16 protein-coding genes are annotated in these 19,036 nt (G+C 57.0%); 7 read left to right on the forward strand and 9 right to left on the reverse strand.

Features of this window, described 5'->3' with window-relative positions:
- Positions 1-65: 65 nt before the first annotated feature.
- The 3 genes from KP707_RS07900 (at position 66) to KP707_RS07910 (ending at position 3,739) form a co-directional block, all read left to right on the forward strand.
- On the forward strand, positions 66-872 hold the full coding sequence (locus KP707_RS07900) for an inositol monophosphatase family protein (protein ID WP_211502746.1): 807 nt from the start codon (positions 66-68) through the stop codon (positions 870-872).
- 80 nt (positions 873-952) lie between these two features.
- A complete protein-coding gene (gene serA, locus KP707_RS07905) occupies positions 953-2,200 on the forward strand; it encodes a phosphoglycerate dehydrogenase (protein WP_046901444.1) in 1,248 nt (415 codons plus the stop codon).
- Between the two features lie 36 nt (positions 2,201-2,236).
- A complete protein-coding gene (locus KP707_RS07910; RefSeq protein ID WP_211502747.1) occupies positions 2,237-3,739 on the forward strand; it encodes a YifB family Mg chelatase-like AAA ATPase in 1,503 nt (500 codons plus the stop codon).
- On the opposite strand, the gene KP707_RS07915 is transcribed toward KP707_RS07910, so the two are convergent.
- The 3 genes from KP707_RS07915 to KP707_RS07925 are packed head-to-tail and all read right to left on the reverse strand — an operon-like array spanning position 3,719 to position 6,045.
- A complete protein-coding gene (locus KP707_RS07915) occupies positions 3,719-3,928 on the reverse strand; it encodes a hypothetical protein (protein ID WP_215769409.1) in 210 nt (69 codons plus the stop codon). The genes KP707_RS07910 and KP707_RS07915 overlap by 21 nt on opposite strands.
- Positions 3,928-5,145 carry a cystathionine beta-lyase gene (gene metC, locus KP707_RS07920; protein ID WP_211502749.1) on the reverse strand — a complete coding sequence of 406 codons (1,218 nt, stop codon included), beginning with the start codon at positions 5,143-5,145 and terminating at the stop codon, positions 3,928-3,930. The genes KP707_RS07915 and metC overlap by 1 nt, the downstream gene beginning before the upstream one ends.
- Before the next feature lie 3 nt (positions 5,146-5,148).
- Entirely contained in the window at positions 5,149-6,045 is an 897-nt protein-coding gene (locus tag KP707_RS07925) for a sulfurtransferase (protein WP_373687789.1), read from the reverse strand.
- Positions 6,046-6,090: 45 nt separating this feature from the next.
- Here KP707_RS07925 and KP707_RS07930 point away from each other — a divergent pair, with 45 nt between their 5' ends.
- Together KP707_RS07930 and KP707_RS07935 are read left to right on the forward strand one after the other, a co-directional pair.
- A complete protein-coding gene (locus tag KP707_RS07930) occupies positions 6,091-7,167 on the forward strand; it encodes an AI-2E family transporter (protein WP_046901442.1) in 1,077 nt (358 codons plus the stop codon).
- Positions 7,164-7,790: an endonuclease/exonuclease/phosphatase family protein gene (locus KP707_RS07935; RefSeq protein ID WP_046901441.1), complete on the forward strand. Its 627-nt coding sequence runs from the start codon at positions 7,164-7,166 to the stop codon at positions 7,788-7,790. The genes KP707_RS07930 and KP707_RS07935 overlap by 4 nt, the downstream gene beginning before the upstream one ends.
- Positions 7,791-7,793: 3 nt before the next feature.
- Here KP707_RS07935 and cls read toward each other — a convergent pair whose 3' ends face one another.
- Positions 7,794-9,206 carry a cardiolipin synthase gene (gene cls / locus KP707_RS07940; protein ID WP_211502750.1) on the reverse strand — a complete coding sequence of 471 codons (1,413 nt, stop codon included), beginning with the start codon at positions 9,204-9,206 and terminating at the stop codon, positions 7,794-7,796.
- Positions 9,207-9,321: 115 nt separating this feature from the next.
- Here cls and KP707_RS07945 point away from each other — a divergent pair, with 115 nt between their 5' ends.
- A complete protein-coding gene (locus KP707_RS07945) occupies positions 9,322-10,038 on the forward strand; it encodes an arginyltransferase (protein WP_211502751.1) in 717 nt (238 codons plus the stop codon).
- A 2-nt stretch (positions 10,039-10,040) separates the two neighbouring features.
- Here KP707_RS07945 and parC read toward each other — a convergent pair whose 3' ends face one another.
- The gene (gene parC, locus KP707_RS07950; protein WP_211502752.1) at positions 10,041-12,251 is read right to left on the reverse strand and encodes a DNA topoisomerase IV subunit A; all 2,211 of its coding nucleotides are present in this window, start codon (positions 12,249-12,251) and stop codon (positions 10,041-10,043) included.
- Between parC and KP707_RS07955 the strand changes: the two genes are divergently transcribed.
- A complete protein-coding gene (locus KP707_RS07955) occupies positions 12,228-12,704 on the forward strand; it encodes a hypothetical protein (RefSeq protein ID WP_211502753.1) in 477 nt (158 codons plus the stop codon). The genes parC and KP707_RS07955 overlap by 24 nt on opposite strands.
- Here the strand turns inward: KP707_RS07955 and recO are convergent.
- The 4 genes from recO to dnaE all read right to left on the reverse strand — a co-directional run bounded on the left by recO (position 12,664) and on the right by dnaE (position 18,984).
- Positions 12,664-13,461: a DNA repair protein RecO gene (recO, locus tag KP707_RS07960; RefSeq protein WP_211502844.1), complete on the reverse strand. Its 798-nt coding sequence runs from the start codon at positions 13,459-13,461 to the stop codon at positions 12,664-12,666. The two genes, KP707_RS07955 and recO, sit on opposite strands and share 41 nt — an antisense overlap.
- A gap of 123 nt (positions 13,462-13,584) precedes the next feature.
- A complete protein-coding gene (gene tsf / locus KP707_RS07965; protein ID WP_046901436.1) occupies positions 13,585-14,493 on the reverse strand; it encodes a translation elongation factor Ts in 909 nt (302 codons plus the stop codon).
- A gap of 102 nt (positions 14,494-14,595) precedes the next feature.
- Positions 14,596-15,390: a 30S ribosomal protein S2 gene (gene rpsB, locus KP707_RS07970; protein ID WP_046901435.1), complete on the reverse strand. Its 795-nt coding sequence runs from the start codon at positions 15,388-15,390 to the stop codon at positions 14,596-14,598.
- A 171-nt stretch (positions 15,391-15,561) separates the two neighbouring features.
- Positions 15,562-18,984 (reverse strand): DNA polymerase III subunit alpha, encoded by a 3,423-nt coding sequence (dnaE, locus tag KP707_RS07975; protein WP_211506760.1) that lies wholly within the window; start codon positions 18,982-18,984, stop codon positions 15,562-15,564.
- Positions 18,985-19,036: the final 52 nt, after the last annotated feature.

The raw sequence follows: 19,036 nt of genomic DNA on the forward strand, positions 1-19,036 counted from the left end.
GATGCCGCCCGCCTGATCGGGCGTCAATCTCACACACGGCTTTCTGGCAGGAATTGAAAGAAAATATGAGCGAAACAGTTCTGGAAAAGGCGCTTGTCGTCGCCGAAGCCTGTGCAGACGCTGCCCGCGAGACGGTCATCCCCCATTTCCGCACCTCACTACAGGCTGATGCCAAATCCGATGACAGCCCGGTCACTGTTGCAGATCGTGCGGCTGAAAAAGTCATGCGCTCCATTCTGGAAGATGCTCTGCCAGAGCACGCTATCCTGGGCGAAGAAAGCGGAATGAGCGGTCACGAAGGAGACTGGCTCTGGGTGCTGGACCCGATCGACGGAACACGCGCATTCCTGACCGGCCGCCCAACCTTCGGAACCCTTATTTCGCTTTTCCATAAAGGACGACCTGTTCTCGGGTTGATTGACCAACCTCTGACGGGCGAGCGGTGGATAGGCCTTGCCGGGCAGCGGACACGCTTTGTGTCTACCCGACTGCCCGGTCAGATTGGCACACGCATATGCCCGGTTCTTGGACAGGCTGAACTGTCCTGCACATCCCCGGAAATCATGACGCACGATCACGCACCGCGCTTTGCGAAACTCCAAAAGCAGGTCCGGCGGACATCATGGGGCGGCGACTGTTACGCCTACGGACTACTGGCGCTTGGCCAGATCGATGTAATCGCCGAATGCACCATGAACCCGTGGGATTGGGGGGCGCTTGTTCCAGTCATTGAAGGCGCAGGTGGCAGCATCACGGACTGGCAGGGCAAGCCTCTTACGCTCGAAAGTGATGGAACCGTTCTGGCGTGCGGCAACCCTGCCCTGCTCACAGACATCGTGAACCACCTTTCCCATCCGGAAACGATGGGCTAGGCATGACGCCCCGGTGATCATGGGCCGGGACAGGTTGGAATGAGAGCCGGAGCCTTCCGGTTCAGGACCGGGATGGAAATATGGAAACGCACTTCTCTCTCCCCAAGAACAAGATCCGCATCCTCCTGCTTGAAGGCATCCATGAGAGTGCTGTCGAGCATTTTAATGTGCAGGGTTATGCAGAGGTCACGCGTCTGAAAGGCGCTCTTGAAGGCGATGCCCTCAAGGAAGCACTGCAAGGCGTGCACATGGTGGGTATTCGCAGCCGGACGCAGTTGACGCGCGAAGTTATTGAATCCGCTGATCGGCTGATGGCCATCGGCTGCTTCTGCATCGGGACAAATCAGGTCGATCTGACCGCCGCCCGCATGGCCGGCATTCCGGTCTTCAACGCGCCTTACAGCAACACGCGCTCCGTCGCCGAACTGGTGATGGGTGAAGTGGTCATGCTGATGCGCCGCATTCCATCCCGTTCTGAACAGTGCCACCAGGGTGGCTGGGACAAATCCGCCATTAATGCGTGGGAAGTCCGTGGTAAGACGCTCGGTATCGTCGGTTACGGTTCCATCGGTTCACAGCTTTCCGTTCTGGCCGAAGCCTTTGGCATGCGCGTCCTGTATTATGACATCATGCCCCGCCTCCCGCACGGCAACGCCGTTGCAGTCGCGACGCTCAAGGACCTTCTTGCCAAATCAGATATCGTCACGCTGCACGTTCCCCAGACACCGGACACAGACCTCCTGATCGGAGAAGCCGAGATCCGGGCCATGAAGCCCAACTCGATTCTCCTCAACAATGCCCGCGGCAGTGTCGTTGACCTTGAAGCTCTGGCCGCAGCCCTTAAGGACGGCCATCTCATGGGTGCTGGCGTGGATGTGTTCCCAGTGGAGCCCAAAGTTGCAGGAGAGCGTTTCGTTTCCCCGCTTCAGGGCCTGGAAAACGTTATTCTCACCCCGCATATCGGCGGCTCTACCATGGAAGCACAGGAGCGGATTGGCGTTGAAGTAGCCCGCAAGCTTGTGGATTACTCCGATGTTGGTTCCACTATTGGTGCCGTGAATTTCCCGAGCGTGCAGCTTCCGGAGCGGCCACGTGGCACGCGTTTCATGCACGTTCATGCCAACCGTCCCGGCATCATGCGCCAGATCAACGAACTGTTTGCAGCCGAGAACTGCAATGTGACGGCACAGTATCTGCAGACGGACGGTGAAGTCGGTTACGTTGTCGTCGAGGCTGAATCGACGGGCCCCGATATGGACCAGCACCTTCTGGATGGCCTGCGCGCCCTTGATGGAACGCTTCGTGCGCGCCTGATTTACCAGCGTTAACCATCCAGTAATATGTTCTGGCTAAGATCTCGTTCCATGACGACATCTGGCCAGAACACTCCTACCCTTGCCCGTATCCAAAGCTTTGCCTTTTCTGGAATCGAAGCTGTTCCGGTTACGGTTGAAGTTCAGGTCTCGACAGGGCTTCCAGCGTTTCTGCTGGTCGGCATGGCGGACAAATCAGTCGGCGAAGCACGCGAGCGTGTGCGTGCTGCCCTGACAGCCATGGGCCTGGCCCTTCCTCCAAAACGTATTCTGGTCAATCTCGTCCCCGCAGACCTTGCCAAGGAAGGTGCACATTTTGACCTTCCCATCGCGCTCGGGCTTTTGGTCGCCATGGGCATTCTGCCGTTCGAGGCTGTCTCTGCCTATGCGGCCGTCGGTGAGCTTTCGTTGGACGGACGGATCAACCCGGTTAACGGTGTTTTATCCGCAGCCCTTGGTGCTGCAGCACATTCTCTAGGGTTAATCTGCCCGGCGCTGCAGGGAAGAGAGGCACGCTGGGGCAATCCAGACCACGACATTCTGGCTCCAGACACCCTGCTCGGCGTTGTGTCTCATTTCCGTGGCGAACAGGTTTTAACGCCCGTTCCCGCGGCAGAAGGATACACTCCGGATTATGGCCCTGACCTCGCTGACGTGAAGGGCATGGCTCTTGGGCGTCGAGCACTTGAAATTGCCGCCGCTGGCGGACATTCCGTCCTCATGAGCGGACCACCAGGTGCTGGAAAATCCATGCTTGCATGCAGATTGCCCGGTATTTTGCCAGATCTGACGACTGAGGAAATGCTGGAAACCAGCCGGATCCACAGTGTATCAGGGCTCTTGAAAGACGGTCGCCTGACAATCCGGCCGCCCTATCGTGCGCCTCATCACAGCGCCAGTTTGCCCGCGATGGTCGGTGGCGGGGCAAAAGCACGACCCGGCGAAGTCAGCCTTGCCCATAATGGTGTGCTTTTCCTGGATGAATTTCCCGAATTCTCGCGGTCATGTCTGGAAGCACTCCGACAACCTATCGAGACCGGCTCAATTTCGATCGCCCGTGCTGCCCAGCACACAACCTACCCAGCCCGTTTTCAGTTTATCGCGGCCATGAATCCCTGCCGTTGCGGATATCTGGGAGACCCGGAACGGAGTTGCCGCAAAGCCCCTCGATGCGGAGAAGATTACAGCGCAAAGATCTCAGGTCCGATGATGGATCGCATGGATCTCTGCGTGCAGATTGACCCGCTCTCGCCCATCGAGATCAGTCGTGCTCCTCGAGGTGAAGACAGCGCAACAGTCCGTGCCCGCGTTGAAAAAGCACGCGATCGACAGATTACCCGTCAGAACGTGTGCAATGCCCAGGCCTCGCCAGACCTGTTTGTCATGGACGATGATGCGAGGTCTCTGGCTGAACAGGCTGCCGAAAAACTGCGCCTTTCAAATCGCGGCCTGACACGGCTGATGCGCGTCTCGCGAACAATTGCTGATCTGGAAGGAACTCAGCAGATCCAGCGCCACCATGTGGCAGAAGCGCTAGGGTTTCGGCGGCGGTGATCTGTTCTTGCGACGCTTCAGATCCAGAAAAGATGGGATCATGGCGGCCATGATGAACAGCGTGATCCAGAAATTAATCCTCAGGAAAAACGCCGTTCCAAATAGCCAGATGCCATAAAGCAGGGTCGCAGTCATCAAGACATACCCGCAGACCATGACCCACCAGATCMCCCATTCCTTGCGTGGCATTACTGATCGACCCGCCGCAAACCGTCCAAGCCCCGCGCCAGATCCGCCTTGAGATCATCTACACTTTCAAGACCGATATGCAGACGGAACGTCGCGGCCTTTGGAGCCCCAGCCTCGGTCACACGTCGGACATGCCCCGTGGTCGGCAGAACAAGACTCTCGTAACCGCCCCATGAGGCGCCGATCCCAAACATGCTCAAACCATCAATCATGCGTTCCGCAGTTTCGACACTGATATCTGGTTGCAATTCAACACCGAACAGACCGCAAGCCCCCGTAAAATCGCGCTTCCAGAATTCATGCCCAGGGCAGTCTTGCAGAGCGGGGTGCAGAACCCGGGCAACTTCGGGGCGCATCTTCAGCCACTGTGCAATCTCAAGAGCCGAACGCGACTGATGCGTGAGGCGCACTCCCATGGTTCGCAGGCCACGCAAGGTGAGCCAGCAGTCATCCGGGCTTGCGCATTGACCTAACTGGATGGACGCATCCCGCAGGGTTTTCCAGTGTGTCTCATCATTAACCGTAATGGACCCAATAATAACGTCCGAGTGGCCGCCGGGATATTTCGTCAGAGCCTGAATGGACACGTCCACGCCATGCTCAAACGGCTGAAACACGCCAATGCCCCAGGTATTATCCAGAAATAGCAGTGCGTCCGCCTGATGAGCGACATCTGCCAGCATCGGCACATCCTGCACCTCGAATGTATGGCTTCCCGGGCTCTCCGCCAGAATAATCCGGGTCTCGGCTCGGATCAGCGCCTCAATCTCTGCGCGTGTCGCCATGGGAGCATAATAGGTTGTGCTGATTCCCATCCGCTTGAGCATCGTATCTGCGAAACGACGTGTCGGACCATAAACCGAATCGGGAAGCAGAAGATGATCGCCCTGCCCCAGAAACGCCAGAAGCGGCGTCGTGCAGGCACTCAGGCCAGAGTTGACGACCTGCGTATGCGTTCCCCCCTCAATGACCGACAGAAGCTTTTCCAGCTCATGCTGAACAGGCGTACCCATGGCGCCATACACGGCCTTATGCGAATGGCTTCGACCATCCATCCGGTTCATGGCTTCAAGGCTTGGAAAAAGAACTGTCGAGCCCCGTGTGACAGGAAGGTTCACAAGCGTGCCGCTCTCCCTGACGTCGGCCCGGCCACCCTGCACCAGCGTTGACGCCAGACGGTTCCAGCCAGCACTCACCTTCGTTTCAAGGTCGCTCATGTCTTATTCTTCTCCCGTCACGATTGGTGCCTGTGGATCGCTGCCCCATTCAGCCCAGGACCCATCATATAGCGCGCCATCTGGCAGCCCAGCGATTGCCAGACCGGCCAGGAGCGTTGCCGCCGTCAAACCCGACCCGCAACTGGTAATCACCCGTCGCCCAGCGACTGGAGCAAACAGATCTTGCAGAGACTCAACGGGCAGAAAATGACCGGCCTCATCCACAAGCTGCGTCCAGTCGAGGCTGAGAGCTCCCGGCATATGCCCTCCTCGAACACCAGGACGAGGTTCTGGCACAGACGCCGTAAAACGGGCATGGCTTCGCGCATCCAGCACGACAGTATGCGCGTCAGCGTTCAGAATGTCGGCGCTTCCCGCAAGTAACCGGTATTGTGGACGCGTCCTGTAGGACACTGGCTGTGTCGGCGCGGGGGCACCACGTTCCAATGCGCCGCCGGCGATTTCCCAGGCTGCCAGTCCGCCATCCAGAACCTTCACCTTCTGATGCCCGAAAAGACGAGCCAACCACCACGCTCGGCAGGCTCCAACGCTTCCTTTGCCGTCATAGAAGACAAGAGGTGTCTCTTCACTCAGCCCCAGTTCACCCATGAGACGGGAGAACCGGGCTGCACCCGGCACCGTATGTGGGAGCGGACTATCCGGATCGGCAAAAACATCAATGTCGAATCGGCGCGCATTTGGCAGGCGACGTTCAAGAAAAGCTGCGTCCAGATCGCCCTTCTGACCCGGCAGAAGAACACTGGCGTCGAGCGGAACATATGCCGTCCCAACAGAAAGGAGGTCTTTTGCGGTGATAAGGGGTGAGTTCGTCATGGATCCACCATAGGTCGAGGGATGCGCAGAACGCCAGAGCGTGGCACACTGTCCAGTCATGAACATGCAGGTCCCAGCCTTGAAGCCCCTGACCGTCCGGAAAACCATTGCATGAAGACCGAACGGATCATTCTTGGCTTCGTCCTTGTCGGAATTGCCTATGGATGTGGAATCATCCTCTGGCCATTTCTTTCGGCCATCCTTTGGGCGGCAATCCTGACTTTTGCGAGTTGGCCCATCTATCGGTGGCTACGACGCCATATTCGTCCGGCTCTCGCTGCACTCACCATGATGATGCTCAGCGCCGTGACTATTATCGTGCCTTTGTCCGTTCTGACATCTGCCGGAATCAGCGATATTCCAGCAACCATCGCCAGCCTGGACACGCTGCTTCTCAAAGCCGCCTCAGCTGGCCCACCCCCAGCATGGATGGGGCGCATCCCTATGGCTGGTCCACACCTGGTCGAAGGTTGGTATCATCTGACGCATGACGTCGGTGCCGCCACGGAGATGCTGCGTCCTTACTTCGGGCAGATCGCTCATTTCACGCTTGCCGTTCTTGTGAAACTGGCCAGCGGTCTCGTTGAGCTGGTCATGGCGCTGTTCGTCGCATTCTTCCTCTGGTTGAACGGCGACGCCCTTGGCATGACCATTACGGCCCTCATTGCTCGCATTGCTGGCCCACGCGCTACACCACGGCTCATCAATGTCATTGGTCGGACCATTCGTGGCACGGTGTACGGCGTGCTCGGCACGGCCATCATTCAAGGCGTCCTGACCGGGATTGGCCTTATGATCGCAGGTGTCCCATCGCCCGTTCTCCTGGCCGGGATCGCAGCTTTCGTGGCTGTCTTTCCCATCGGAGCACCGTTGATCTGGATTCCTGCCGCGATCTGGCTGGCCATGACCCATCATGTCGGACATGGCCTCTTTCTGGCGGCTTATGGCGTCATCGTCATTTCAGGCGCAGACCACCTGATCCGCCCGATTTTCATTTCACGAGGGGCACAACTCCCTTATCTCCTGACCGTTCTGGGAGTTCTTGGCGGCGTGGTAGCCTTTGGCGGACTGGGGATTTTTCTGGGCCCTGTTCTTCTGGCCATCGGCTACACCCTGACAAGTGAGTTCGCTGCTGGCCCGCACAGGCCACAATCAGGCCCCCTCTATATTTCGGAGTCTCCCAAGTGACGGCATCCCTTATGTCTGGCGCGCCGTTCCGCGTTCTCAGCTGGAACCTTCTGCGCTGGGACGGCGCATCACTGGAAGACATCCTGACAGTCATTCGCTCGGAAAACCCGGACGTCGTCCTGATGCAGGAAGCTCAAGAGCCCGTTGACGTCCTACCGGAAATTCTGGGTGGATATTATGATCGTATTCCTCTGCCCGGTCGGCCACATGGCACAGCCTGCTGGAGCCGCCTGCCCTTCACGCAGCCTCCATCTTTCTGTCATCTGCCGCGGGGCCTGATGGTCAAGCGTACTGCGCAGATTCTCGATTTTGGAAATTTTTCTCTCGCCAACGTCCATCTGTCGCACGGTCAGATCCTGAACCGCAGGCAGTTACGCAGCCTGACAGCCAACATGCATCGGCGTGCCGTCATCATGGGGGACTTCAATCTAGTTGGCCCTGTGCTTTTGCCCGGCTTTCACGATGTTGGCCCTCGTGAAAAGACACACCGCATGCTGGATCGCCTTCCCTTGCGACTGGACCGATGCCTCGTGCGTGGCGTGAACCGCCTTGAGGCGAAGGCCCTGCCGCGCTTTGGCTCTGATCACCGGCCCATCTCGGTGACGCTGCGTCTCAATCCCTGACGGTTACAGATAAGGAAGAAAAAGCCGGAGCGCCGCATTGCGAATCTGGATCAGATAAGGCGTCCGATCAATATCGTGATGGGTCAGGCGGTTTTTCCGGTGACTATCCATGAACGCAGACAGGTCCCGCGCGACGCCTGTATCGTAAATCTCCAGATTGATTTCGAAATTCAACCGCAGAGAGCGTACGTCCAGGTTAGTGCTGCCAACAAAGCTCCATTCATCGTCCACAACCATAAGCTTGGAATGGTTGAAGGGCGGATCGGCCATCCATACGCGGCACCCGGCATCCAGAAACGGCCTCAGATTGGCATCCCGTGCATAATCAATGATGGCATGGTTGCTGCTTCTGGGCACGACAACGTCAATCACCACGCCTCGTAGAGCCGCCAAATTCAATGCGGCTGAAAATCGATCGTCTGGCAGAAAATATGGCGTCATGAGGCGAACATGCGTCTTTGCCAACGTGATGGCCTGAAGCATTCCGTATTCAATCTTCTCCAGATCCGCATCCGGCCCAGACGTAACAATCCGCATGGGTACATCACCAACCGGAACCGGCTCAGGCAGATACGGCTCCCCACGAAGCTCTTCCCCAGTTGTAAAAGACCAATCCCAGGCGAAAGCTACGGAAAGCTGGTGCGCAATCGGTCCGCGTAACTGGAAATGCGTGTCCGCAACCGGCAGTTTGGTGCGGAGACGAAGCATGTTCTCCTCGCCGATATTCAGGCCACCCATGAAACCGAGACGACCATCCACCACCAGAATTTTACGGTGATTGCGGAGGTTGATGAACGGCATGCGCCATGGCCACACAGAATGCATGAACCGCGAACACTTCACGCCGTCCCGTCGCAGGCGGCGTTCAATCGCACACCTGAAATATCCACTCCCGATTCCATCGACCAGAACACGAACTTCGACGCCCCGTCTATGTGCTTCGACCAGAGCTTCCGCAAACATTTCTCCAATCCTGTCGGCCCGGAAAATGTAAGAGCACAGCACGATCGACGTCTGCGCCTGATTGATGGCTTCGATCATGACGGGATAGGCGTTATCCCCATCATGTAACACCTTGACGGAGTTCCCCCCCATCAGCGGCCGTTCTGTCAGTCGTCCGAGCATCTTCGCCAATGGCGCCAGATGGCCGTCCATCACCTGCCGGTATTTGGCGAGCAGCTCCCGTCCTTCCCAGGAATGATGATCGATCATCTTCCGGGCCCGGCGATGCACCCGGTTGATGCCGAACATCAGATAAAGCGCCGTCCCGACAAACGGCCCGACCCAGCACACGCCAATCCACCCGGCACAGGCAGACGTATTCCGTTTATGCCGCAGCGCATGGAGCGTCACGCAGATGGGAAGCGCCCAGCGAAAAAACGTCAGAACACAATCCAGAATGGTCCAGTGCCTCATAAAACTCCCAATCAGGCCGAGGCTATACTCTTCCCGCAAAGATGATGGATGCGCCAGCGTCCTGTCTGGGTTAGGCTGAAGAACGCATCTGGTTTTCCATTGGAGGAGCGGCCCTGTGCAACACCGCCCACAGCTCTTCTATACAACCGAGCCAGCACCATGCCCGTACCTGCCTGATCGCATGGAGCGCAAGGTTCTGACTGATCTTTCCGGCCCGAATGCTTCGGCATTGCATGACCGTCTGTCCCAGGCTGGCTTCCGGCGCAGCCATACAATTGCTTACGCACCTGTCTGCATCGACTGCCGGGCCTGCAAGCCCCTGCGCCTTCCTGTAGGACTCTTCACGCCTTCGCGTGCGCAAAAGCGCGTCTGGAAGCATCACGAAAATACCAATGCTGTCATCATACCGCCGGTGCCAACGCAGGAGCAGTTTGCCCTGTTCCACGCCTACCAAGAAAGCCGTCACACGGACGGCGACATGGCCCACATGTCCTGGCAGGATTACGTCGAACTGATTTCCAACACGCCGGTGGAAACCGTTGTCGTGGAATTTCGAACCCCTGAAGGCCAACTCGTCTGCGTCAGCCTCGTGGATATTATGTCTGACGGCCTGTCCGCAGTTTATACGTTCTACGATACATCCAGCCCGACGGCCTCTTGGGGAACCTATTCAATCCTGACGCTGATCAATCTGACCAGGCGGCGCGGAAGCCTTCACCTCTATCTGGGCTATTACGTCCCCGGCAGCCGGAAAATGGCTTACAAGGCCACCTTCCGTCCAGCTGAGATCTTTCAGGGCGGTCATTGGGAAACGTTGGCCGCACCGGTCTGACATCAGCTTGGTTTGCGCAGGATCCATTGCGGGGCGGCACGCCCAACTGCACCGCGCCGTCCTTCAAGCGGGGCCAGATCAGCAGCAGGTCGTACACGCTGCCCGGGCTGCCACAAAAGGCCCTCTTCAAGCGTAAATGCTCGAAGATCCCGCAACGTACTATCTCCCAGCTTCTGCAGAGAGACGCCTGACCCACGCGTCATCTCAGGAACCTGCTCCATTGGGAAAATAAGAACGCGCTTGTTATGCCCTACCGCCAAAACATGCGTTCCAACTGCCGGAATACAGGCAAAAACGCTTTCCCCATCCTTGACGTTAAACACCTGCTTGCCTGTACGCTTCTCAGCAACGATGCCGGCCTCAGAGACAATCATGCCACGCCCGCTTTCGGACGCGATCAGGCGTCTGCCATCTTCCGTCACGGGGAACATCGCCACGATGCGTTCTTCCTGTGCGATATCCATCAGCGTCCGCACTGGCTGACCGAAACCACGCCCGCGGGGTAGATCCGCAGCCTTGAGTGTGAACGCCTTTCCGCCACTGGCGATCAGACAGACCCGGTCTGTGCTCTGACACTCCGCCATCAGTCCTGGTGAATCGCCTTCCTTGAAGCGATGGCCTTCCGGGTCCAATCCGTGACCTTTCATGGCCCGTATCCAGCCTTCGCTGGACAGCAGAATTGTCAGAGGCTCACGATCAACTTCCAGAGCCGCTGAAATATCGATGGCTTTGGGCGGTTCAGCAACCGTTGTCCGGCGATCACCTAGTGGGCCACTGCCGAATTTCTTGATCGTGGCGTCCAGATCTTTGCCGATCCGTGTCCAGCGCCGCTTTTCAGACCCCAGAAGGGTTTCAAGAGACTTCCGCTCATCCGCCAGCGCATCACGTTCTTTGCGGATTTCCATCTCTTCCAGGCGTCGCAAAGAGCGCAGACGCATATTCAGCACAGCTTCCGCCTGAATATCCGTCAAAGTAAAGGTCTTCATAAGGCAGACCTTGGGCTCATCTTCTTCTCTGATGATGCGGATAACCTCATCAAGATTCAGATAAACCGCCAGAAAGCCGTCAAGAATTTCCAGTCTACGCAGGACTGCCGCAAGGCGATGGTTGGAACGTCGAACCAGCACTTCATGCACATGTGCCAGCCAGGCCTGAATGACCTGCTTGATCGACAAAACACCCGGTACACGATCCCCGCCCAGAACATTCATGTTCAGACTGAACCGGTTCTCAAGTGCCGTGTTGCGGAACATCGTCTCCATCAGGACCTCAGGATCACATCCCTTGGTCTTGGGCTCCAGCACCAGACGAATTTCCATGGTGCTTTCATCCCGGACATCTCCGAGCAAGGGCAGCTTACGCTGCTCCATCAACTCGGCAATCTGTTCGATCAGACGGGATTTCTGCACCTGATAGGGAATTTCAGTGACGACGATACACCACGTACCAAAACGTCCCTGTTCAACTTCCCAACGCGCCCGTGTCCGGAAACTGCCTCGGCCAGTTTCGTAAGACCGGATAATCGAATCCCGATCTTCCACCAGAATGCCACCGGTCGGAAAGTCAGGGCCTGGGATGTAATCGACAAGTTCCGCAACTGTTGCTTCAGGCTTTTCAATCAGAAGCTTTGCAGCTCGGCAGATTTCACCAGCATTGTGAGGCGGAATGCTTGTCGCCATGCCCACCGCAATACCCGCGGAGCCATTGGCCAGAAGGTTCGGGAATGTTCCAGGCAGGACGATCGGTTCGTGATCTTCGTTGTCGTAGGTCGGCCGGAAGTCGACAGCATCATCGTTGATGCCATCCAGCAGCGTCTGGGCAATCTCGGTCAGCCGGCTTTCCGTGTATCGCATGGCAGCCGCGCCATCACCGTCGATGGAGCCAAAGTTGCCCTGCCCCTCAACCAGCGGATACCGAACGGCAAAATCCTGCGCCAGACGCACCAGCGCTTCGTAAACGGACGCATCACCATGCGGGTGAAACTTACCGATCACGTCACCGACGACACGTGCACACTTTTTAAACCCTGATGTGGGATCAAGGCGTAGCTGCTGCATCGCATAGAGGAGGCGCCGGTGCACCGGCTTGAGACCATCACGCACATCCGGAAGGGACCGCGACATGATCGTCGACATCGCATACGCAATATATCGCTCGCTCAAAGCCTCCGCGAGCTTGGTATCCTCAATATGACCCGCCAGATCAACGCCCATGCACTTCCCCTTTTCTCCGCAGGAATTAGACACTGGCGCCCGCTTCTGTCCAGCGCCGCCCTCGTTCTTCTTTCGGCCTGTTCACCTTACCGGCCCATCCTCCATGAAGAGCATACACTGGCTCGCAGCGGCTTTGTCGCCCATCCGGCCGATACGACAGCCCGCTGGCAAATGATGAACCTGCTTCCTGCCAACACCATGACGTACCGCATGCAAGGCAATATTCCGGTCCTGCTCTATGCGGATCCGACAGCCTGCGGGTGCGTCTATATGGGCAATATGTCAGCTTACCACGCTTACCAGTCCGGCCACCATGTCTCTGCGAATGAAGAACAACGTATGACCGCAGAAATTAATCAGCATCCGGGATGGGACTGGTCAGTCTGGAACTGGCGCGCGGACCCGGATGTCGTCAGTGGCCTTCGTCCAGGTCCGGTTCAGGTGCAATACTGACCGCCCCCCTCTGCAACTCGTTTGGCTCCGTCAATCTACGGACACGTTCGAAAAGCCTTTCGCGGGCTGCAGGCAATGGTTGATGCCGGACGCCAAAGACCCAGCGTGCCAGAAAATGACCTGTCAGCGTCATTCCCTGCAACCATTCGTCAGGCAGGCCTTCTTCTTCGTTATGTCGGAGGAAGGCCGGAAGCGGCAATAGGCGGTCCCGCCATTCTCCTGCTCCCGCAACGCTGACTGCCCGGCCAGATCGTGGAGAGACAAAATTCAGATCTTCAGTCGCCTCCGTAACTGCACAGGTCGAAAGATCCAGACCGTACCCAAGACCACCGAGCAGTTCACGTTCCCAGCGAATATAGGCCGCCATGGGGGGCGGCTCCGGAGCAACAGCAATCAATGTCAGCAGGCGGATCAGGCGCATGAAAAGCTCAGGGTGAGGCTCACCCTGTGGGAGCGCCCCGTCAGCGAGGGCACATGCACTGCTGACCATCGCCAGTTGCAACGGCAAGTCCAGCAATCTGGCTCCCACACTTTGCACCGGCTCGGCAGTCACACCTCCAAGTTGATCAGACAACCGGGCGCGCCATCTGGCCATAACAAGATTACCGGTTTGCCAAAGCGGGGCCTGTTTCCGTGAACCACCACCACGGACCATTCCATGCGAAACACCGTGCTCTTCGCTCAACAGGTGAACAAGTGCGCTGCCTTCACCGTAGGGTCGAACTGAGAGAACAAGCGCAGCGGCTTCCCATTCCATCATTGCAAAGCAGCCCCACAGCCCCTGAAAACAGAAAAACTCCCGCACGATAACCATGCGGGAGTTTCCAGTCTCTCGTATCCAACTGAACAGGCAAGCCCATCAGCCGGAAAAAGAAAGATCTTACTTCGTGCCAGCAGCAGCAGCCACTTCAGCAGCGAAGTCGTTTTCTTCCTTTTCGATGCCTTCGCCAAGCTGGAAGCGCTCGAAACCAATCAGCTTCGCGCCAGCCTTCTCAACGACCTTGGACACGCGGCTTTCGCCGTCCAGCACCCACACCTGCTCCAGAAGCACAACTTCTTCGTAGAACTTGCGGACACGACCTTCGACCATCTTTTCGATGATGGCTTCAGGCTTGCCGGACTCACGAGCCTGCTCGATCAGAACAGCGCGCTCACGCTCCAGAGATTCCGGATCAACGCTTGCAACGTCCAGAGCAGCCGGACGGGTTGCAGCAACGTGCATACCAATCTGGCGGCCGAGCGTCAGAATAGCTTCGCTCTCGGACGGTGCTTCAAGAGCAGCCAGAACACCGATCTTGCCAATGCCCGGACGCAGTGCACTATGCACGTAGCTTGCGACAACGCCGGTCTCTACGGACAGAACCTTGGCGCGACGGATGGACATGTTTTCACCGATCGTGGCGATCAGGTGCGTCAGTTCGTCTGCAACCGTACGGCCAGACGGAACCTTGGAAGCCTTGATGGTTTCCAGGTCATCACCAACTTCCAAAGCTACCTGAGCAACCTGCTCAACAAAAGCCTGGAATGCTTCGTTACGGCCAACAAAGTCCGTCTCGGCATTGACTTCGACCATAGCGGCGCGGTTCGGGCCGGAAACAACGCCAACCAGACCTTCTGCCGTGGTACGGCCAGACTTCTTGGCAGCCTGGGACAGGCCCTTCGTGCGCAGCCAGTCGATGGCGGCTTCCATGTCGCCAGAGGCTTCAGTCAGAGCCTTCTTGCAATCCATCATGCCTGCGCCGGTGCTTTCGCGTAGCTCGCGAACCAGGGCTGCGGTGATCTCTGCCATGTTCTCTTATCCCTCGAAAAGATCATGCGGCCGAGCGTAAACGCCCGACCGCATGCATGTTTTTCAGTTGCCGTGCCATCAGAGAGAACACGGCACGCTGTCTCAGTTAGCGGCTGGAGCCTGCTCACCTTCGGCGACGGCAGCTTCAAGAACTGCGGTCTCAGCCGGAAGCTCTTCTTCAGCGCCGATATCGTGGCCGGAAGCAGCCAGCTCAGCAGAAATGCCGTCCAGAACTGCGCCAGAAATCAGGTCACAGTACAGGGTGATGGCACGGATAGCGTCGTCGTTGCCCGGGATCGGGTACGTGACACCGGCCGGGTTGGAGTTGCTGTCCAGAATGCCGATGACCGGAATGCCGAGCTTGTTGGCTTCTTCAACAGCCAGCTTTTCCTTGTTCGTGTCGATCACGAAAATCAGGTCAGGCAGGCCGCCCATTTCCTTGATACCGCCAAGGGAGCGCTCGAGCTTCTCACGGTCACGCGTGATGTCGAGAACTTCCTTCTTCGTCAGACCAGCCGTGTCACCGGACAGCATGTCGTCGATCTGGCGCAGACGCTTGATGGAACCCGTGATGGTCTTCCAGTTCGTCAGCATGCCGCCGAGCCAGCGGTGGTTCACGTAGTACTGGCCGCAACGCTGGGCAGCTTCAGCAACATGCTCAGCAGCAGCGCGCTTCGTTCCAACGAAAAGAACGCGACCACCGTTTGCAACCGTCTCGCGGACCAGCTTCAGGGCGCGGTCCAGCAGGGGAACGGTCTGCTGCAGATCGATGATGTGGACCTGATTGCGAATACCAAACAGGTACGGCGCCATTGCAGGGTTCCAACGGCGGGTGTGGTGACCGAAGTGAACGCCGGCTTCAAGGAGCTGGCGCATGGTGAATTCTGGCATTGCCATGATTCAAATTCCTAGCATCTGGTTAGACCTCCGCATGACGACGTCCCTTGCGGAACACCAGAAAACCTCATGGTCATGCGTGCGGATTGTCCGCCAACCTCCTTGAAGGGAAGAAAACGGACGAGCGCGATATGGCTGATACGCGCCCTTATTGCAAGAATTTTCTCTGGTTTACCTTTGTTCAGCCTTCTCTACGCCACGGATGGTGCGCATCCGCTCCGCCAACCGAGGCGTCACGCGATATGTCCCGGGCAGAAGGATTTCCACATCCTGCGTCTCTTCCAGAGAAGGAAGAAGGACGACACGCCCATGTCCGCCACGCATTTCTTCAAGCATTTCGGAAAGACTGGGCAAAGCGGCTGACTGGCGAAGCCACACACGCATTTCAGATCGCTCCGCGGCGGCTGCGACCTCCAGATCCATAACGCTCTGGGCCGTAATCCGCAGAGCGTCCCCGTCCAGTTTGAGTTCAGCCTGCACAAGAATAGCTTGCCCTGCGACCAGAAGATCCCGGCAGGACATCAATGTCTCAGCAAAAAGCGTGACTTCACAGCCACCGCCACTATCCGAGAGATTGACCCACGCCATCTTCTTGCCAGTTCGGGTAGGACGCTCTTTCTTATCCACGACGCATCCAGCGATCTTGACGCGGGTACTCCCTGTTTTTGCAGCATTTTCCAATGCGTTCGACGGCGTGACCCCCAGGCGTCTAAGGACCGTGCGGTATGCGTCCAGAGGATGGGCGCTCATATGGAAACCAATAGCAGACGCTTCCAGTGAAAGGCGTTCGAAATCCGGCCAAGGGCGCCCTTCATTCAGACGGAGAATTTCCCGCTCCTGTCCGCTCCCGCCAAAGAGACCGGTCTGGCCAACCTGCTGCTCCTGCGCTCGCGCCTGAGCACGACGAATAAGAATATCTGCGCTGGCAAATACCGTATGACGATCCTTAAGAAGACTATCGAAAGCTCCTGATTTTGCGAGATTTTCTATCTGGATTTTGTTGATGCTTTTAGGGTCACATCGCTCTGCAAAATCTGTCAGATCCTTGAAAGGACGGTCCCCGCGAACTGCCACCACCGCCTCCATGGCGGCAGTCCCGACGCGCTTGATGGCTGAAAGCGCATAACGAATGCCCTGACGCCCGTCCTCCAGTGTCTCAATGGAGAAATCCGCCATTGAGCGATTGATATCAACCGGAAGCACAGAGATTTTCATACGCTTTGCTTCCTGACAAAGCGCAGCGAGTTTATCCGTCTTTTCCCGCGCCAGAGACATACAGCCAGCAAGGAATGCGACTGGATGGTTCGCTTTCATCCAAGCCGTTTGATACGAAACCAGAGCATAGGCAGCGGCATGTGACTTGTTAAAGCCGTAGTCCGCAAAACGAGCCATAAGATCAAAGACTTCTACGGCTTTATCTTTTGGAATTCCTCGGGCTGTAGCGCCGTCAGTGAAGATCTCGCGTTGCTTCTCCATTTCAGACGCAATCTTCTTGCCCATGGCGCGTCTCAGAAGGTCAGCACCACCGAGGCTGTAGCCCGCCATTTTCTGAGCGATCTGCATGACCTGTTCCTGGTAGACCATGATCCCATAGGTCTCTTCCAGAATATCCCGAATTTCTTCGTGAGGCGGCTCCCATGCCTCTCCATGTTTGCGCCGACAATAGTCCGGAATGTTGGCCATCGGCCCCGGTCGATACAACGACACACCGGCAATCAGATCTTCCAGACGGCTGGCGGCCATCTGTTTGAGCATGTCGCGCATGCCCGCGCCTTCAAACTGGAAGACACCAGCCGTGTCTCCCTTCGCGAGCATTTCAAAAGTCTTTTTATCATCTAATGGAATCCGTGAGAGATCGACGATAATTCCTTGTTCTTTAAGGAAATCCAGACCGCGCTTCAGAATTGTTAATGTCGTCAGACCAAGGAAGTCGAACTTGACCAGTCCGGCCTGCTCAACAAACTTCATGTTGTACTGGGTGACCAACATGTCGCTCTTCGGGTCTCGATAAAGCGGCACCAGTTCGACCAGTTCTCGGTCACCAATCACGACGCCTGCGGCGTGTGTTGAGGCGTGCCGATAGAGACCTTCAAGCTGAAGAGCAATTTCCAGAAGCCGTTTCAAAGCTTCATCGCTGTCTCGCATCTCCTGCAGGCGCGGTTCGCCCTCAATCGCCTGCGCCAGCGTCACTGGCTTGGCAGGATTATTCGGGATCAGTTCTGCAACGCGGTTAACCATGCCGTAAGGCAAACCAAGTACACGACCAACGTCACGGACGGCAGCTTTGGCCTGAAGCTTACCGAAGGTAATGATCTGAGCGACACGGCTTCCACCGTATTCCTCACGGACATAGCGGATAACTTCGTCTCGCCGGTCCTGACAGAAGTCGATATCAAAGTCAGGCATCGAGACACGTTCCGGGTTCAGGAAGCGCTCGAACAGCAAGCCGAAGGGTAGCGGATCAATATCAGTGATGGTCAGTGCATACGCCACCAGTGAGCCTGCACCCGATCCACGCCCAGGCCCGACGGGAATATCATGCGCTTTTGCCCACTGAATGAAGTCAGCAACGATCAGGAAGTAGCCGGGGAAGCCCATCTTCGCGATGATGTCGAGTTCAGTTTGCAGACGATCTGAATAGATTTTTCGTTTATTTTCGTCCGCACTGATCGCTTCAAGGCGTTTCTCCAGCCCTTCCCATGCCATGGCACGAAGCGTTTCTTCTTCCGTTGAACCCTCACGAACCTTCGGGCAAATCGGCAGAAGTGGCTTTCGCGTGCATGCAGCGATGGCACATTTCTGCGCAATAATAAGCGTATTGTCACAAGCTTCTGGCAGATCCTTGAAGATCTCACGCATCTCGGCCGGCGTCTTGAACCAAGCCTGCGGGGAAACGTGCCAACGATCAGCTTCGGCCATCGTCCGCCCCTGCGCAATACAGATAAGCGCATCATGGGCTTCATGCATCTGCGGCGTCGGGAAGAAGCACTCGTTGGTAGCCACAAGGGGAATATCAAGCTTGTCCGCGAGTGGGATCAGAACGCTTTCGATTTCACGTTCACCCGCCGCGCCGAAGCGATTGAGTTCCACCGCAATATTACCCGGAAACGCGTCTGCCAAACGACGCAGCAGTTCTTCTGCTTCACCTTTCTGCTCGTCGTAAATCAACCGATTGATCGGCCCACGATTGCCGCCAGTCAGAAGAAACAACCCGTCGGCATGCTGACACAGCACATCCACAGCGATTGTTGGATCAGCCGGATCGCCATTCAGAAAGCCCTCAGAGGACAAGATCTGGAGATTGGCCAGTCCCGTCTCGTTCCGGGCCAGCACCACCAGCGGCTCAGAAGGAGCTCCAGGCTTGGTGCTGCGCGATGGAAGGGAAAGCTGACAGCCGACAATCGGCTGTACACCGCTGCTTCGGCAGTAAAGAGAAAATTCCAGAGCACCAAATAGGTTGCCACTGTCCGTCAATGCAACGGCAGGCATACCGTTCTTCACAGCCAGACTAACCAGATCTGGAATGCGAATGGCGCCCTGGCTCAGGGAATAAGCTGAGTGATTACGGAGATGGACAAAATCGGCATGAGACATGCCTCTATTCTATCAGGACCGGCGAGCAGATACAGCGCTCTTCTTGCCAGCC

It is taken from the genome of Gluconobacter sp. P5E10, assembly GCF_018812145.1.
Classification (GTDB): Bacteria; Pseudomonadota; Alphaproteobacteria; order Acetobacterales; family Acetobacteraceae; genus Gluconobacter; species Gluconobacter cerinus.

Bases quoted from the DNA above. Each gene is read 5' to 3' on its own strand.
- KP707_RS07900 (WP_211502746.1), top strand. From the start codon at position 66: ATGAGCGAAACAGTTCTGGAAAAGGCGCTTGTCGTCGCCGAAGCCTGT.
- metC (WP_211502749.1), bottom strand. From the start codon at position 5,145: ATGAGCGACCTTGAAACGAAGGTGAGTGCTGGCTGGAACCGTCTGGCG.
- KP707_RS07910 (WP_211502747.1), top strand. From the start codon at position 2,237: ATGACGACATCTGGCCAGAACACTCCTACCCTTGCCCGTATCCAAAGC.
- KP707_RS07955 (WP_211502753.1), top strand. From the start codon at position 12,228: ATGACCCGCCAGATCAACGCCCATGCACTTCCCCTTTTCTCCGCAGGA.
- dnaE (WP_211506760.1), bottom strand. From the start codon at position 18,984: ATGTCTCATGCCGATTTTGTCCATCTCCGTAATCACTCAGCTTATTCC.
- tsf (WP_046901436.1), bottom strand. From the start codon at position 14,493: ATGGCAGAGATCACCGCAGCCCTGGTTCGCGAGCTACGCGAAAGCACC.
- KP707_RS07925 (WP_373687789.1), bottom strand. From the start codon at position 6,045: ATGTTCATGACTGGACAGTGTGCCACGCTCTGGCGTTCTGCGCATCCC.
- recO (WP_211502844.1), bottom strand. From the start codon at position 13,461: ATGGAATGGGAAGCCGCTGCGCTTGTTCTCTCAGTTCGACCCTACGGT.
- rpsB (WP_046901435.1), bottom strand. From the start codon at position 15,390: ATGGCAATGCCAGAATTCACCATGCGCCAGCTCCTTGAAGCCGGCGTT.
- serA (WP_046901444.1), top strand. From the start codon at position 953: ATGGAAACGCACTTCTCTCTCCCCAAGAACAAGATCCGCATCCTCCTG.
- cls (WP_211502750.1), bottom strand. From the start codon at position 9,206: ATGAGGCACTGGACCATTCTGGATTGTGTTCTGACGTTTTTTCGCTGG.
- parC (WP_211502752.1), bottom strand. From the start codon at position 12,251: ATGGGCGTTGATCTGGCGGGTCATATTGAGGATACCAAGCTCGCGGAG.
- KP707_RS07930 (WP_046901442.1), top strand. From the start codon at position 6,091: ATGAAGACCGAACGGATCATTCTTGGCTTCGTCCTTGTCGGAATTGCC.